Source organism: Franconibacter pulveris (assembly GCF_056780215.1).
On the sequence record NZ_CM165555.1, the window covers coordinates 642,124 to 656,153 of the forward strand.

Genomic DNA, 14,030 nt, shown 5'->3' on the forward strand with positions numbered 1-14,030 from the left:
GGTGAGAAGGATCTTAACGTGTTGGCGGTTAGCGCCACGCCTCTTCATGGAATCAAGCCCGCTCCAACGTGTTGAGTTTCTCCTCTGAGATACATTTTTTTGTTGGAGATTTTTATGACTGATTTGACCAAAAGCAGCCTGCGTGCGCTGCAACTGATGGATCTCACTACCCTGAATGACGACGACACCGACGAAAAGGTGATTGCGCTTTGTCATCAGGCGAAAACCCCGGTTGGCAACACCGCCGCCATCTGCATTTATCCGCGCTTTATTCCCATTGCTCGTAAAACCCTGAAAGCGCAGGGGACGCCGGATATTCGTATCGCGACCGTGACTAACTTCCCGCACGGCAACGACGACATTGAGATAGCGCTGGCGGAAACCCGTGCGGCCATCGCGTATGGCGCGGATGAAGTGGACGTCGTGTTCCCGTATCGCGCGCTTATCGCCGGTAATGAGCAGGTGGGTTTTGACCTGGTTAAAGCCTGTAAGGACGCGTGCGCGGCGGCTAAGGTGCTGTTGAAAGTGATCATCGAAACTGGCGAGCTGAAGGAAGAAGCGTTAATCCGCAAAGCGTCAGAAATCGCTATCAAAGCGGGCGCCGACTTCATTAAAACCTCTACCGGTAAAGTGCCGGTTAACGCCACGCCGGAAAGCGCCCGCATTATGCTGGAAACGATCCGCGATATGGGCGTTCAGGAAAGCGTAGGTTTCAAACCGGCGGGCGGCGTGCGCACGGCGGAAGACGCGGCTAAATACCTGGCGGTGGCGGATGCGCTTTTCGGCGCTGACTGGGCCGATGCCCGTCACTACCGTTTCGGCGCTTCCAGCCTGCTGGCAAGCCTGCTGAAAGCGCTCGGCCACGGCGACGGCAAAAGCGCCAGCCAGTACTAATCTCTTCTGCGGCGGGTCACCGCCGTTTTTAACCTGATGACGTCAGGGGGTTACCTTGTTTCTCGCACAAGAAATTATTCGAAAAAAACGCGATGGCCAGCCGCTGAGCGATGAAGAGATTCGCTTTTTTATCAACGGCATTCGCGATAACACGGTTTCCGAAGGGCAAATCGCCGCGCTGGCGATGACCATTTTCTTTCACGATATGACGATGCCTGAACGCGTATCGCTGACCATGGCGATGCGAGACTCAGGAACCGTGCTGGAGTGGAAGAGCCTCAACCTGAATGGCCCGATTGTCGATAAACACTCGACTGGCGGCGTGGGCGATGTCACTTCGCTGATGCTCGGTCCGATGGTGGCGGCCTGCGGCGGCTACATTCCCATGATTTCCGGGCGCGGCCTTGGCCATACCGGCGGCACGCTCGACAAGCTGGAAGCCATTCCTGGCTTCGATATTTTCCCGGATGACAACCGCTTTCGTCAGATTATTAAAGAGGTCGGCGTGGCGATTATCGGCCAGACCAACTCGCTGGCGCCTGCCGACAAGCGCTTTTACGCCACCCGCGACATTACCGCCACGGTCGATTCTATTCCGCTTATTACTGGCTCTATCCTTGCGAAAAAGCTCGCTGAGGGGCTGGACGCGCTGGTCATGGATGTGAAGGTCGGCAGCGGGGCGTTTATGCCGACCTGGGAGCTTTCAAAAGAGCTGGCGGAAGCGATTGTCGGTGTCGCCAACGGCGCGGGCGTGCGCACCACGGCGCTGCTCACCGACATGAACCAGGTGCTGGCTTCCAGCGCCGGTAATGCGGTGGAAGTGCGTGAAGCGGTGCGCTTCCTGACCGGCGAGTACCGCAATCCCCGTCTGTATGAAGTGACCATGGCGCTGTGCGTGGAGATGCTCATCTCCGGCCAGCTTGCGAAAGACGAAGCCGATGCGCGCGGCAAGCTTCAGGCGGCGCTGGATAACGGCAGCGCGGCGGAAATCTTCGGCCGTATGGTCGCGGCGCAGAAAGGGCCGGGCGATTTTATTGAACATTACGATCGCTACCTGCCGACCGCGATGTTGAGCAAAGCGGTTTACGCCGATCGCGCCGGTTTCGTCAGCGAAATGGACACCCGCGCGCTCGGTATGGCGGTGGTTTCCATGGGCGGCGGTCGTCGCCAGGCCTCAGACCGCATTGACTACAGCGTCGGCTTCACCGACATGGCGCGCCTTGGCGAGAAGGTCGATGGCGAGCGTCCACTGGCTATCATTCACGCCAGCAGTGAAGCGAACTGGAAACAGGCGGCGGAAGCGGTAAAAGCGGCAATCAAAATTAACGATGCCGCACCGGAAAGCTCGCCGGTTGTCTATCGCAGAATCAGCCAATAAGTGGCATACTGATCTGATCATTTTTTTACAGCGCAAAAGGTACGGAGAACATATGAAACGTGCATTTATTATGGTGCTGGACTCTTTCGGAATTGGCGCAACGGAAGACGCGGAACGCTTTGGCGACGCGGGTTCCGATACCCTCGGCCATATCGCCGAGGCCTGCGCGAAGGGCGAGGCGGATAACGGCCGCCAGGGCCCGCTTTATCTGCCGAATCTGACCAGACTGGGTCTGGCGAAAGCGCATGAAGGCGCGACCGGTTTTATCCCCGCAGGTATGGATGGCGAAGCGGAAATCACCGGCGCCTACGCCTGGGCGCATGAACTCTCTTCCGGTAAAGACACCCCGTCAGGCCACTGGGAAATCGCCGGTGTGCCGGTGCTGTTCGACTGGGGCTATTTCACCGACGAGAAAAACAGTTTCCCGCAGGAGCTGCTCGACAAACTGGTTGAGCGTGCGGATCTGCCAGGTTATCTCGGCAACTGCCACTCCTCCGGCACTGTGATTCTGGATGAGCTGGGCGAAGAACATATGAAAACCGGCAAGCCGATTTTCTACACCTCCGCCGACTCGGTTTTCCAGATTGCCTGCCATGAAGAGACCTTTGGCCTCGACAGGCTCTATAAGCTGTGCGAAATCGCCCGTGAAGAGCTGACCGAAGGCGGCTATAACATTGGCCGCGTCATCGCGCGTCCGTTTGTCGGCGACAAAGCGGGTAACTTCCAGCGCACCGGCAACCGCCACGACCTGGCGGTTGAACCGCCGTCACCTGTCGTGCTGAAAAAACTGGTGGACGAGAAGGGCGGCCAGGTGGTTTCCGTGGGTAAAATTGCGGACATTTACGCCAATATGGGCATCACCAAAAAGGTGAAAGCCACCGGCCTCGACGCATTGTTTGACGCCACCATCAAAGAGATGAAAGACGCTGGCGACAATACCATCGTCTTTACCAACTTTGTGGACTTTGACTCCTCCTGGGGCCACCGTCGCGACGTGGCGGGTTATGCGGGCGGCCTTGAGCTGTTCGACCGCCGTCTGCCGGAGCTGCTGGAACTGGTTGGCGAAGATGACATTATCATCTTTACCGCCGACCACGGCTGCGACCCGACCTGGAAAGGCACCGATCACACCCGCGAACACATTCCGGTACTGATCTACGGCCCGAAAGTGAAACCGGGCTCGCTCGGCCACCGTGAAACCTTCGCCGATATCGGTCAGACCGTCGCCAAATACTTTGGCCTCTCTGATATGGAATATGGCAAGGCGATGTTCTGATTTTACGGGGCGGATTATTCCGCCCTGCTTTTTGTTTTAAACGTTAAGGAAAATAAAAATGGCTACCCCACACATTAATGCAGAGATGGGCGATTTCGCTGACGTTGTGCTGATGCCGGGCGACCCGCTGCGCGCTAAGCACATTGCAGAAACCTTCCTTGAAGACGTGCGTGAAGTGAACAACGTGCGCGGCATGCTGGGCTTCACCGGCACCTACAAGGGCCGCAAAATCTCTGTGATGGGCCATGGCATGGGCATTCCGTCCTGCTCCATCTACACCAAAGAGCTGATAACCGATTTCGGCGTGAAAAAAATCATCCGCGTCGGTTCCTGCGGCGCGGTGCGTGCGGATGTGAAGCTGCGCGATGTCGTTATCGGCATGGGCGCCTGCACCGACTCCAAAGTTAACCGTCTGCGTTTCAAAGACCATGACTTCGCCGCGATTGCGGATTTCGGCATGGTGCGCAACGCGGTGGACGCGGCGAAAGCGCTGGGCGTGGAAGCGCGCGTCGGCAATATCTTCTCCGCAGACCTGTTCTACACGCCGGACCCGTCCATGTTCGACGTCATGGAAAAATACGGCATCCTCGGCGTAGAGATGGAAGCGGCGGGCATTTATGGCGTGGCGGCGGAGTTCGGCGCAAAAGCGCTGACTATCTGCACCGTTTCCGACCATATTCGTACCCATGAGCAGACTACGGCGGCAGAGCGTCAGACGACGTTCAACGACATGATCCACATCGCGCTGGAATCCGTACTGCTGGGCGATAAAGAGTAAGCGTGTATTTGACGTGAAAAGGGCGCTGCGGCGCCCTTTTTTGTGGGCGCGTGATAACGACTGGCGCACCGCTTACCTGCTCCTGGAGGTAAAAGCGTGGCTTGTTGCCTTGCAGGGTAACGCACTTGTCAGCGGTTTGCTCTTTCGCCCTTTTAAGGAGGAGGGGTAAAACCTAACGCACCACCTGCGCAATCCACTCTGCGACCTGGCGCAGCTCCGCTTCCTGCGCCGGGAAATCGCCAATCAGCGTTTCGCACTCCTGCTTAAGCGCTTCTGCCCGATAAACACAGCCCTGCAGACGGTTGGCCAGCGCCTCCAGCGGCGCGGGGTTAAGGCTGTCGGTAAACACCTGCGTGCGGGTGATGTGGCCTTTTTCGACATCGAAATGCAGCTCCACGCCGCCCCAGGTAAACCGCTCGTCAAGCAGATGGGTAAAGGCGGGCGCCTGACCGAAATTCCACTCCCAACTGCTCTGGCGAGCAAAAGTTTCCGTGAAGCCGGGCAAATCCGGCGCGGCGTCCGGCGAGATAACTTCTGCCTCCACCTGCTCGCCGTAGTAGTCAAAAAATGCCTGCGTTACCGCCTCGCAAACCTGCGCATGGGTGATGCCGGGAGAGAGATCGTTGAGGTTCGCCACGCGACCGCGCACCGAGGTGATGCCTTTAGCCTGCAGTTTTTTCTTATCCGGATTCAGGTAGTTGGCGAGACGGCTTAAGTCGGCGTTCAGCAGCAGCGTGCCGTGATGGAAACCGCGATCCATCGTCTCCCGGTAGGCGGAGCCGGAGATTTTGCGGTCGCCTTGCGCCGTCGCCACCACCAGATCGTTACGCCCCGAAGCGCTCGCCGGAATGCCAAGCGCCGCCAGCGCGTTAATCACAATCGCCGTGGAGACGCTTTTGTCATATTCCGGCTTGCCCGCCATGAAGGTGAAGCAGGTGTTGCCGAGGTCGTGGAAGACCGCGCCGCCGCCGCTGCTGCGTCGCGCCAGGCGCACGTTATCTTCTTCCATCCGTCGGGTGTTGCACTCTTTCCAGGGGTTCTGGGCGCGCCCGATAACCACCGTATCGGCATTGCGCCACAGAAACAGCACCCGCTGAGTCGCAGGCATCTGGCGGAAAATGCACTCCTCCACCGCCAGGTTGAACCAGGGGTCGTGAGAATCTGAAATCAGCAGACGCAAAGAAGACATAGCGATATCCATTCGTGAAGATGAAAAGCAAGATTATCACGCCCGCGCGGCGCGGGCGGTGCGAAAAAGGGCCTTTTACGACCCGCCGCGCGGCGGCGAATCGTTCTCGCCGGTCTCCTCTTCCGGGACCGATTTGCTGGCGGTAAGCAGAAAAGGAGACTGTTGCCAGCGAGTGCGCTTGCCCTGCAGCAGCGTTCGCGTCAGCACAATGCCAATCGCCAGCGCGAGCAGCATCATCAGACGCAGGATATTGGTGGTGTTATCCACCTGTTTGGCTTCGGTGGGCAGGGTATGGGTATCAAGCGTAATGCGCAAATAGCCAATCGGGCCGCTTTTATCCTGTACTGGCTGGACGATTTGTTCATTAAAGTAGCTGCCCGCCTTTTTGCCATCCAGCGCCAGGCGGTCACGCACCTCCACGCCTTCGCCGGCGCGGGCGATAAGTTCGCCCTCTTCATCATAGACGCCTGCATCCAGGATGCGGCTTCCCTCGGTAAGCTGGCGCAGCAGGGCGGTAATGCGTTTTTCGTCGGGGTTTTCCCCTTTCATTAGCGGCGCGAGGCTAAAACTCACCTGGCGGGCCAGCGTGCGCGCCAGCTCTTCAAGCTGAACGTTGCGCATCCGCTGGTGGCTCTGACTGAACCAGGAGGCTCCCTGCATTAAGGCCACCAGCAGGGCAAGACAGATAAGGACGATGACTGCGCGATGCAGCCGAAATTTTAGTTTTGCGCGGGTCATAATTTACCTGCTTAAAATGTGAATCTTAATGTTGCCAGAAGCGCTGCGGACAAGGTAGCCTCATGCGTTGTTTTGTCCCGACCTGATTATATTTACAGGAGCTTGAATGCCGAACAGTCTGACCTGGTGCGACCTGCCGAACGACGTATCCCACTGGCCCGGCTTGCCGCTTTCCTTAAGCGGCGACGAAGTGATGCCGCTCGATTATCATGCCGGCCGCAGCGGCTGGCTCCTGTATGGACGGGGTTTAAATAAGCAGTCGCTGACCCAATATCAACATAAACTGGGCGCGGCGATGGTTATCGTTACCGCCTGGTGCGTGGAAGATTATCAGGTGATCCGCCTGGCCGGTTCGCTGACGCCGCGCGCTACCCGCCTTGCGCACGAAGCCGGTTTCGACGTTGCGCCGCTCGGTAAAATTCCTCATTTAAAAACGCCAGGTCTGCTGGTGATGGACATGGACTCCACTGCCATCCAGATTGAATGTATCGACGAGATTGCAAAGCTTGCCGGCACGGGCGACCAGGTGGCGGAAGTGACCGAGCGCGCCATGCGCGGCGAACTGGATTTCACTGCCAGCCTGCGCAGCCGCGTCGGCACGCTGAAAGGGGCGGACGCCGATATCCTGCGTCAGGTGCGCGACGTGTTGCCGCTGATGCCGGGGCTGACGTCACTGGTGTTAAAGCTTGAGTCGCTCGGCTGGAAAGTGGCTATCGCTTCCGGCGGCTTCACCTTCTTCGCCGACTATTTACGCGAGAAGCTGCATCTGACCGCCGTGGTGGCGAATGAGCTGGAGATCCGCGACGGCAAGCTGACGGGCGAAGTTATCGGCCAGATAGTCGACGCGCAGTTTAAAGCGCAGACGCTTAAAGCGCTGGCGGAGCAGTATGAGATCCCGATGGCGCAGACGGTGGCGATTGGCGACGGCGCCAACGATCTGCCGATGATCCAGACGGCGGGGCTGGGCATCGCCTACCACGCCAAACCGAAAGTGAATGAAAAGACGGAAGTGACCATCCGTCACGCTGACCTGATGGGGGTGTTCTGCATTCTTTCAGGCAGCCTGAACCAGAAATAAAGAGGTAAAAGGTGGCGAAAGCTCCAAAACGCGCGTTTGTGTGTAATGAGTGTGGTGCGGACTATCCGCGCTGGCAGGGACAGTGCAGCGCCTGTCATGCCTGGAATACCATCACGGAAGTGCGTATCGCCGCCTCGCCGCAAGCGGCGCGCAATGAACGGCTGGCAGGCTATGCGGGCAGCGCGGGCTCGGCCAAAGTCCAGAAGCTCTCTGAAATTAGCCTGGAGGCGCTGCCGCGCTTCTCCACCGGCTTTAAAGAGTTCGACCGCGTGCTCGGCGGCGGCGTCGTGCCCGGCAGCGCCATTCTGATTGGCGGCAACCCCGGCGCGGGCAAATCAACGCTGCTGCTGCAAACGCTGTGCAAGCTCGCTGAGCAGATGAAAACGCTGTATGTGACTGGCGAAGAGTCGCTCCAGCAGGTGGCGATGCGCGCCCACCGTCTGGGCCTGCCGACCACCAACCTGAATATGCTTTCTGAGACGAGCATCGAAACCATCTGTCAGATTGCGGAAGAAGAGCAGCCGAAGCTGATGGTTATCGACTCCATTCAGGTGATGCACATGGCGGACATTCAGTCGTCGCCGGGCAGCGTTGCCCAGGTGCGCGAAACCGCAGCCTACCTGACGCGCTTTGCGAAAACGCGCGGCGTGGCGATTGTTATGGTCGGCCACGTTACCAAAGATGGTTCGCTGGCGGGTCCGAAAGTGCTGGAGCACTGTATCGACTGTTCAGTGCTGCTGGATGGCGACGCCGACTCCCGCTTTCGCACCCTGCGCAGCCATAAAAACCGCTTCGGCGCGGTGAACGAGCTTGGCGTATTCGCCATGACCGAGCAGGGGCTGCGCGAAGTGAGCAACCCTTCCGCCATCTTCTTAAGCCGCGGCGATGAAGTGACGTCCGGCAGCTCCGTGATGGTGGTGTGGGAAGGCACGCGTCCGCTGCTGGTTGAAATTCAGGCGCTGGTGGATCACTCAATGATGGGTAACCCGCGTCGTGTGGCGGTGGGGCTTGAGCAAAACCGTCTGGCTATCCTGCTTGCCGTGCTGCACCGCCACGGCGGCTTGCAGATGGCGGACCAGGATGTGTTCGTCAATGTGGTAGGCGGCGTAAAAGTCACCGAGACCAGCGCCGACCTGGCGTTGCTGCTGGCGATGGTATCAAGCCTGCGCGACCGTCCGCTGCCGCAGGACCTGGTGGTCTTCGGCGAAGTGGGGCTGGCGGGCGAAATTCGCCCGGTGCCGAGCGGCCAGGAGCGCATCTCCGAGGCGGCGAAGCACGGCTTTCGTCGCGCCATCGTGCCCGCGGCTAACGTGCCGAAAAAAGTGCCGGAAGGGATGAAAATCTTTGGTGTGAAAAAACTGTCGGATGCATTAGCCGTCTTTGACGACCTATAATCCATAAGCTCATGTTTTGGCGGGTGGCGCGTTGCGGACCCGCCTTACCGCGTTCTGTATATTCAGCCATTATTTTCCGGCACGACCATTCAGCAGGAGGCTCTTGTGTCATCATTCGACTATCTCAAAACCGCGATCCGTCAAAAGGGCTGCACCTTGCAGGAAGTCGCGGAAGCTTGCGGCATGACCAAGGGTTATTTAAGCCAGCTCCTGAACGCCAAAATTAAAAGCCCCAGCGCCCAGAAGCTTGAGGCGCTGCATCGCTTTCTCGGGCTGGAGTTTCCCCGCCTGCAAAAAAGCGTCGGGGTGGTTTTCGGTAAGTTTTACCCGCTGCATACCGGCCATATTTATCTTATCCAGCGCGCCTGTAGCCAGGTAGATGAGCTGCACATCATTATGGGGTTTGACGAAAAACGCGACCGTCAGCTGTTCGAAGAGAGCGCCATGTCGCAACAGCCCACCGTGCCTGACCGCCTGCGCTGGCTGTTGCAAACCTTCAAGTATCAAAAGAATATTCGCATTCACGCCTTTAACGAAGAGGACATGGAGCCGTATCCGCACGGCTGGGATGTCTGGAGCAACGGCATTAAGGCGTTCCTTGAAGAAAAGGGCATCCATCCCGATCGGGTTTACACTTCTGAAGAGGCCGATGCGCCGCAGTATCGCGAGCACCTTGGCATTGAGACGGTGCTTATCGACCCGAAACGCACGTTTATGAACATTAGCGGCGCGCAGATCCGCGAAAACCCGTTCCGCTACTGGGAATACATTCCTACCGAGGTAAAACCTTTCTTCGTGCGCACGGTGGCGATACTGGGCGGGGAATCGAGCGGCAAATCGACGCTGGTGAATAAGCTCGCCAATATTTTCAACACTACCAGCGCCTGGGAATATGGCCGCGATTACGTCTTTTCGCATCTGGGCGGCGACGAGATGGCGCTGCAATATTCCGATTACGATAAAATCGCCCTCGGCCATGCGCAGTATATTGATTTCGCAGTCAAATACGCCAACAAGGTGGCGTTTGTCGACACGGATTTCGTCACCACTCAGGCGTTCTGTAAGAAATACGAGGGGAAGGAGCATCCCTTTGTGCAGGCGCTGATAGACGAGTACCGCTTCGACCTGGTTATCCTGCTGGAAAACAACACTCCCTGGGTGGCCGATGGGTTAAGAAGCCTTGGCAGTTCGGTAGACCGTAAGGAATTCCAGACCATGCTGGTGTCGATGCTGGAAGCGAACAATGTCGATTTTGTGCATGTTGAAGAAGCGGATTATGACGCCCGTTTTCTGCGCTGCGTCGAACTGGTTAAGCAGCTCATGGGCGAGCAAGTATAGCGGCGCTTTACGCCGTCCGGCTTTCCCGGGGCGGGTAAGCGAAGCATCACCCGCCATCTGAAAATAGAGCCCGCCCTTTAAACAGGGCGGGCTTTTATTTCTCTGAGCCTTAAAACGCCACCACGACCTTGCCGCGCATATGGCCTTCCAGCACTTTCGCATGCGCTTCGGCGATGCTTTCCACGCTCAGCCCGTGCAGCGTTTCGCTCAGCGCGCTTTCCACCACACCCTCATCCACCAGCTTCGCGACGTTATCTAAAATCTCGCCCTGGCGCGCCATATCGGCGGTCTGGTACATGCTGCGGGTATACATAAATTCCCAGTGCAGCGCGGCGGATTTCGATTTCAGCGCATCCTGATTTAACGGATGTTTGTTCTCAACAATGGTACAGATATGGCCCTGCGGCGCGATCAACTGGCTTACCGCCTCCCAGTGGCCGTCAGTATCGTTGAGGATAAAGATATAATCGACGAACTTAATCTCATGTTTCGCCAGCTCGCCCGGCAGATCGTGATAGTTCACCACCAGATCGGCGCCGCGGTCGCGACACCACTGCGCGGAATCTTCGCGTGAGGCGGTGGCGATGATTTTCACTTTGCTGTTGTGGCGGGCAAAGGGAATGGCGAGCGAGCCCACGCCGCCTGCGCCGCCGATAATCAGCAGCGTTTTATCCTCTGCCGCGTCCTGAATGTTCAGGCGTTCAAACAACCCTTCCCAGGCTGTCAGTGCGGTTAAGGGGATAGATGCGGCAGCCGCCCAGTCCAGCGATCCTGGTTTATGCCCCACGATGCGGGCGTCAATCAGCTGATGCGTCGTATTGCTGCCGGGGCGCGTAATATCGCCTGCGTAATAGACTTCGTCGCCAGTTTTGAAGCCATTCACTTTGCTGCCCACGGCTTTCACAACGCCGCTGGCATCCCACCCCAGCACGCGCGGTTCCTGCAGGCCATTTTTTTGCAGACCGGCGTGAACCTTCGTATCCACCGGGTTGATGGACACCGCTTTTACCTCGACCAGCAGATCGTAATCGCCTGGCTGCGGCATCCCGGAGGTGATTTCAATAAAGCTTTTTGGATCCTGCGGGTTAACGGCAATGGATTTAACGGACATAAGGAACTCCTCATAGAGACGGTGAAGTACGTGACTTGATGAATGTAGACTACGCGCCGACGATGCGGGTGATAAGATGGACAATCCCGAACGAAGTGTTCATACAGGATGAACAATCATGTTTAAACAGCTGCAGGACATGGCCCTGTTCGCCCTGGTGGCGGAAACCGGCAGTTTTACCGCGGCGGCTGCCAAAGCGGGACTGCCTAAATCGAGCGTCAGCCAGCGCATCAGTCAGCTTGAAAGCCAGATAGGGCTGCGGCTGCTCAACCGAACCACCCGCAAGCTCAACCTGACTTTCGCGGGCGAGCACTATCTGGTGCATTGTCGTGAGATGCTGGCGGCAAGCGAACGGGCGGAACTGGCGGTGCAGCGCCTGCGCGATAACCCAAGCGGCAGGCTGCGCATCACTTGCCCAGCGGGAATTGGCGCTACGCTGCTGGCGCATATGAATGCGCAGTTTCAGGCCCGCTATCCTGATGTTTCGCTGGACGTGTGCGTTTCGGATGACGTGCTGGATCTGGTGGAAGAGGGGTTCGATGTGGCGTTACGGACCGGTAAGCCGCAGGACTCTTCGCTGGTGGGGCGGATGATTGGCCACTGCCCGCGCTATCTGCTCGCTTCGCCCGATTATCTGGCCCGCTACGCGCCGATTACCCACCCAAGCCAGTTGGTTGAACACCGCTGCATTGTGCATAAAGCCTGGTCGCAATGGCTGTTTCAGCGAGAAAATGAAGATTACCTCTGCCTGCTGAACCCCGCTCACCAGACCGATAACCTGCTTTATGCCCGCGGCAGCGCCATTGCCGGAGCGGGCATAACGTTACTCCCTGCTTTTTTACTGGAAGATAATCTTGAGAAGGGGCTGCTGGCGCCTGTACTGCCGCAGTGGCAGGTCGCGGGCAACGATCTCTGGCTTATCTACCCGGGGCGTAAGCTCAATTCGCCGGCATTAATGCGTTATATTGATTTTGTCCTGCGCTCCGATGAAGTAAGGCATTTTTATATGGAAATAAATAGTTAATTTTAATAGGGAGTTGAAAAAGGCAGATCCTGACAAATAAATACGCCATGGCTTGGTGTTTATATTTTTTTGCCAGGGTTATATTCTGCTTTGTTTATTATTAATCATTCAGATGAATAAGACTCTTCTTAGTTATTGCCTGAATAAAGGATTAGCGTTATCTTTTTGCCCGCATAGCGGGAATGAATATTGCCTGAATCAATATAATTCCATGAATTATATTTTTTATTTATGAGTGTTGCGCAACGCGGCATAACTTCTCAGGCGCAGTTTTACTTCTCTTAACGAAAAATCGGCTTAATTCATTGCCAGCAGGCGGCGGCGGATGCGTCATTGCCTGTGCGGTAGCCTGCGCGTTTCTTCTCAAATACGGATTATATTTATGATAAGAAAAGGATTTCACATTCAGAAATCAACAGTGATTGCGCTATTCTTGCGTGAGATTAAAACCCGTTTCGGTAAATACCGGCTCGGCTACTGTTGGGCATTGCTGGAGCCTGTCCTGCATTTGTTCGTACTATGGGTTGTTTTTGACTATGTGATGCAACGGGCAATGCCCGATATTTCTTTCCCCGTTTTCTTGCTTAACGGGCTCATTCCCTATTTCTTGTTCAGCAATATCGCTACGCGTTCCATTAATGCTTTTGAGGCAAACCAGGGGTTATTCAACTACCGCCCGGTAAAGCCTGTCGATACCATCATCGCACGCGCTGTTCTGGAAACATTTATTTATACTATGGTGTATTTTCTGTTAATGGCGTTGTTGCTGCTGAGCGGGGAAGCTATTGATAAAATTAATCTTATCGAGCTTTGCACCGTAGGGTTTCTGCTGATTGTCTTCTCTTTCGGTCTGGGGCTGATCGTCATGGTGGTGGGTAATACTTTTCCAGAAATGGAAAAATTTCTTCCTGTTATCATCAAGCCGCTATATTTCATCTCCTGCATTATGTTTCCGCTGAATTCGGTGCCTGAAGAGTATTGGGGCTGGCTTCTCTGGAACCCGCTGCTTCACGTGGTAGAGCTTGCCCGCGAGTCGCTGGCTATTAACTACCAGAGCGAGGGTGCAAGCCTCGCTTATCTCGCTTTTAGCACGCTGATTGTGCTGTTTGTTGGACTACTGCTTTACCGCAGCCGTGAAGAGGCGATGTTGACCTCATGATTAAAATTGAAAATCTCACCAAGTCTTATCGCGTGCCGAACGGCAGGCACTATGTATTTAAAGATCTCAACCTTGAACTGCCCGCCGGGAAAAGCGTGGCGCTGATTGGCCGCAATGGGGCAGGTAAATCCACTTTATTACGCATGATAGGCGGCATTGATAAGCCTGACTGTGGGCGCATTGTTTCCCAACGCTCAATCTCCTGGCCGGTGGGGCTTTCCGGCGGTTTTCAGGGAAGCCTGACAGGGCGGGAAAACGTAAAATTTGTGGCTCGCCTCTACGCCAGTAAAGCGGAGCTGAAAGAGAAGGTGGCTTTTGTCGAGGAGTTTGCTGAGCTGGGCAACTACTTTGATATGCCTATTAAGACCTATTCGTCCGGCATGCGTTCCCGACTCAGTTTTGGACTGAGCATGGCGTTTAAATTTGACTATTATCTGGTCGATGAAGTGACGTCGGTGGGGGATGCGAGGTTCCGGATGAAGTGTGATGCCGTCTTTAATGAGCGGCATCAGGAATCAAGCTTTATTATGGTGTCCCATAATCTCAATTCACTTAAGCAATATTGTGATATCGCCATTCTGCTTGGAAGGGATAACCTGGTGCAACTTTATGAGAGTATCGATGAAGCCCTGAATAAATATAAAGAACAAGAGCACCTATAGAACGAGGCTAC

At 56.1% G+C, this 14,030-nt stretch carries 13 protein-coding genes; 10 read left to right on the top strand and 3 right to left on the bottom strand.

All coding sequences use genetic code 11. From position 1 onward, the window contains the following. The first annotated feature begins 114 nt into the window (after window positions 1–114). From deoC to deoD, 4 genes are read left to right on the top strand one after another with little or no spacing between them, the layout of a single operon-like run. On the top strand, window positions 115–894 hold the full coding sequence (gene deoC, locus ACU4F7_RS03160) for a deoxyribose-phosphate aldolase (protein WP_481638020.1): 780 nt from the start codon (window positions 115–117) through the stop codon (window positions 892–894). Between the two features lie 55 nt (window positions 895–949). Then, the gene (gene deoA, locus ACU4F7_RS03165) at window positions 950–2,272 is read left to right on the top strand and encodes a thymidine phosphorylase (RefSeq protein WP_481638021.1); all 1,323 of its coding nucleotides are present in this window, start codon (window positions 950–952) and stop codon (window positions 2,270–2,272) included. 52 nt (window positions 2,273–2,324) lie between these two features. Further along, on the top strand, window positions 2,325–3,548 hold the full coding sequence (gene deoB / locus ACU4F7_RS03170; RefSeq protein WP_029591284.1) for a phosphopentomutase: 1,224 nt from the start codon (window positions 2,325–2,327) through the stop codon (window positions 3,546–3,548). Window positions 3,549–3,606: 58 nt separating this feature from the next. Beyond that, window positions 3,607–4,326 (top strand): purine-nucleoside phosphorylase, encoded by a 720-nt coding sequence (gene deoD, locus ACU4F7_RS03175; protein WP_024553362.1) that lies wholly within the window; start codon window positions 3,607–3,609, stop codon window positions 4,324–4,326. A 172-nt stretch (window positions 4,327–4,498) separates the two neighbouring features. Here deoD and lplA read toward each other — a convergent pair whose 3' ends face one another. Next, complete coding sequence (lplA, locus tag ACU4F7_RS03180) at window positions 4,499–5,515, bottom strand: lipoate--protein ligase (protein WP_029591283.1); 1,017 nt, start codon at window positions 5,513–5,515, stop codon at window positions 4,499–4,501. A 75-nt stretch (window positions 5,516–5,590) separates the two neighbouring features. Beyond that, a complete protein-coding gene (locus tag ACU4F7_RS03185) occupies window positions 5,591–6,253 on the bottom strand; it encodes a YtjB family periplasmic protein (protein WP_029591282.1) in 663 nt (220 codons plus the stop codon). 106 nt (window positions 6,254–6,359) lie between these two features. On the opposite strand from ACU4F7_RS03185, the gene serB reads away from it, so the two are divergent. From serB to nadR, 3 genes are all read left to right on the top strand, one after another. Next, entirely contained in the window at window positions 6,360–7,331 is a 972-nt protein-coding gene (gene serB, locus ACU4F7_RS03190) for a phosphoserine phosphatase (RefSeq protein ID WP_029591281.1), read from the top strand. An 11-nt stretch (window positions 7,332–7,342) separates the two neighbouring features. Further along, on the top strand, window positions 7,343–8,725 hold the full coding sequence (gene radA / locus ACU4F7_RS03195; protein WP_024556408.1) for a DNA repair protein RadA: 1,383 nt from the start codon (window positions 7,343–7,345) through the stop codon (window positions 8,723–8,725). 105 nt (window positions 8,726–8,830) lie between these two features. Further along, window positions 8,831–10,063 carry a multifunctional transcriptional regulator/nicotinamide-nucleotide adenylyltransferase/ribosylnicotinamide kinase NadR gene (nadR, locus tag ACU4F7_RS03200; RefSeq protein WP_481638022.1) on the top strand — a complete coding sequence of 411 codons (1,233 nt, stop codon included), beginning with the start codon at window positions 8,831–8,833 and terminating at the stop codon, window positions 10,061–10,063. Between the two features lie 109 nt (window positions 10,064–10,172). Here the strand turns inward: nadR and ACU4F7_RS03205 are convergent, their stop codons facing one another. After that, complete coding sequence (locus ACU4F7_RS03205) at window positions 10,173–11,174, bottom strand: zinc-binding alcohol dehydrogenase family protein (protein WP_481638023.1); 1,002 nt, start codon at window positions 11,172–11,174, stop codon at window positions 10,173–10,175. A gap of 118 nt (window positions 11,175–11,292) precedes the next feature. Between ACU4F7_RS03205 and ACU4F7_RS03210 the strand changes: the two genes are divergently transcribed. From ACU4F7_RS03210 to ACU4F7_RS03220, 3 genes are all read left to right on the top strand, one after another. Further along, window positions 11,293–12,198, top strand: a complete 906-nt coding sequence (locus tag ACU4F7_RS03210; protein WP_247365846.1) for a LysR family transcriptional regulator — start codon at window positions 11,293–11,295, stop codon at window positions 12,196–12,198. A gap of 382 nt (window positions 12,199–12,580) precedes the next feature. After that, window positions 12,581–13,357 carry an ABC transporter permease gene (locus ACU4F7_RS03215; RefSeq protein ID WP_029591277.1) on the top strand — a complete coding sequence of 259 codons (777 nt, stop codon included), beginning with the start codon at window positions 12,581–12,583 and terminating at the stop codon, window positions 13,355–13,357. Next, a complete protein-coding gene (locus tag ACU4F7_RS03220; RefSeq protein ID WP_029591276.1) occupies window positions 13,354–14,019 on the top strand; it encodes an ABC transporter ATP-binding protein in 666 nt (221 codons plus the stop codon). The genes ACU4F7_RS03215 and ACU4F7_RS03220 overlap by 4 nt, the downstream gene beginning before the upstream one ends. Window positions 14,020–14,030: the final 11 nt, after the last annotated feature.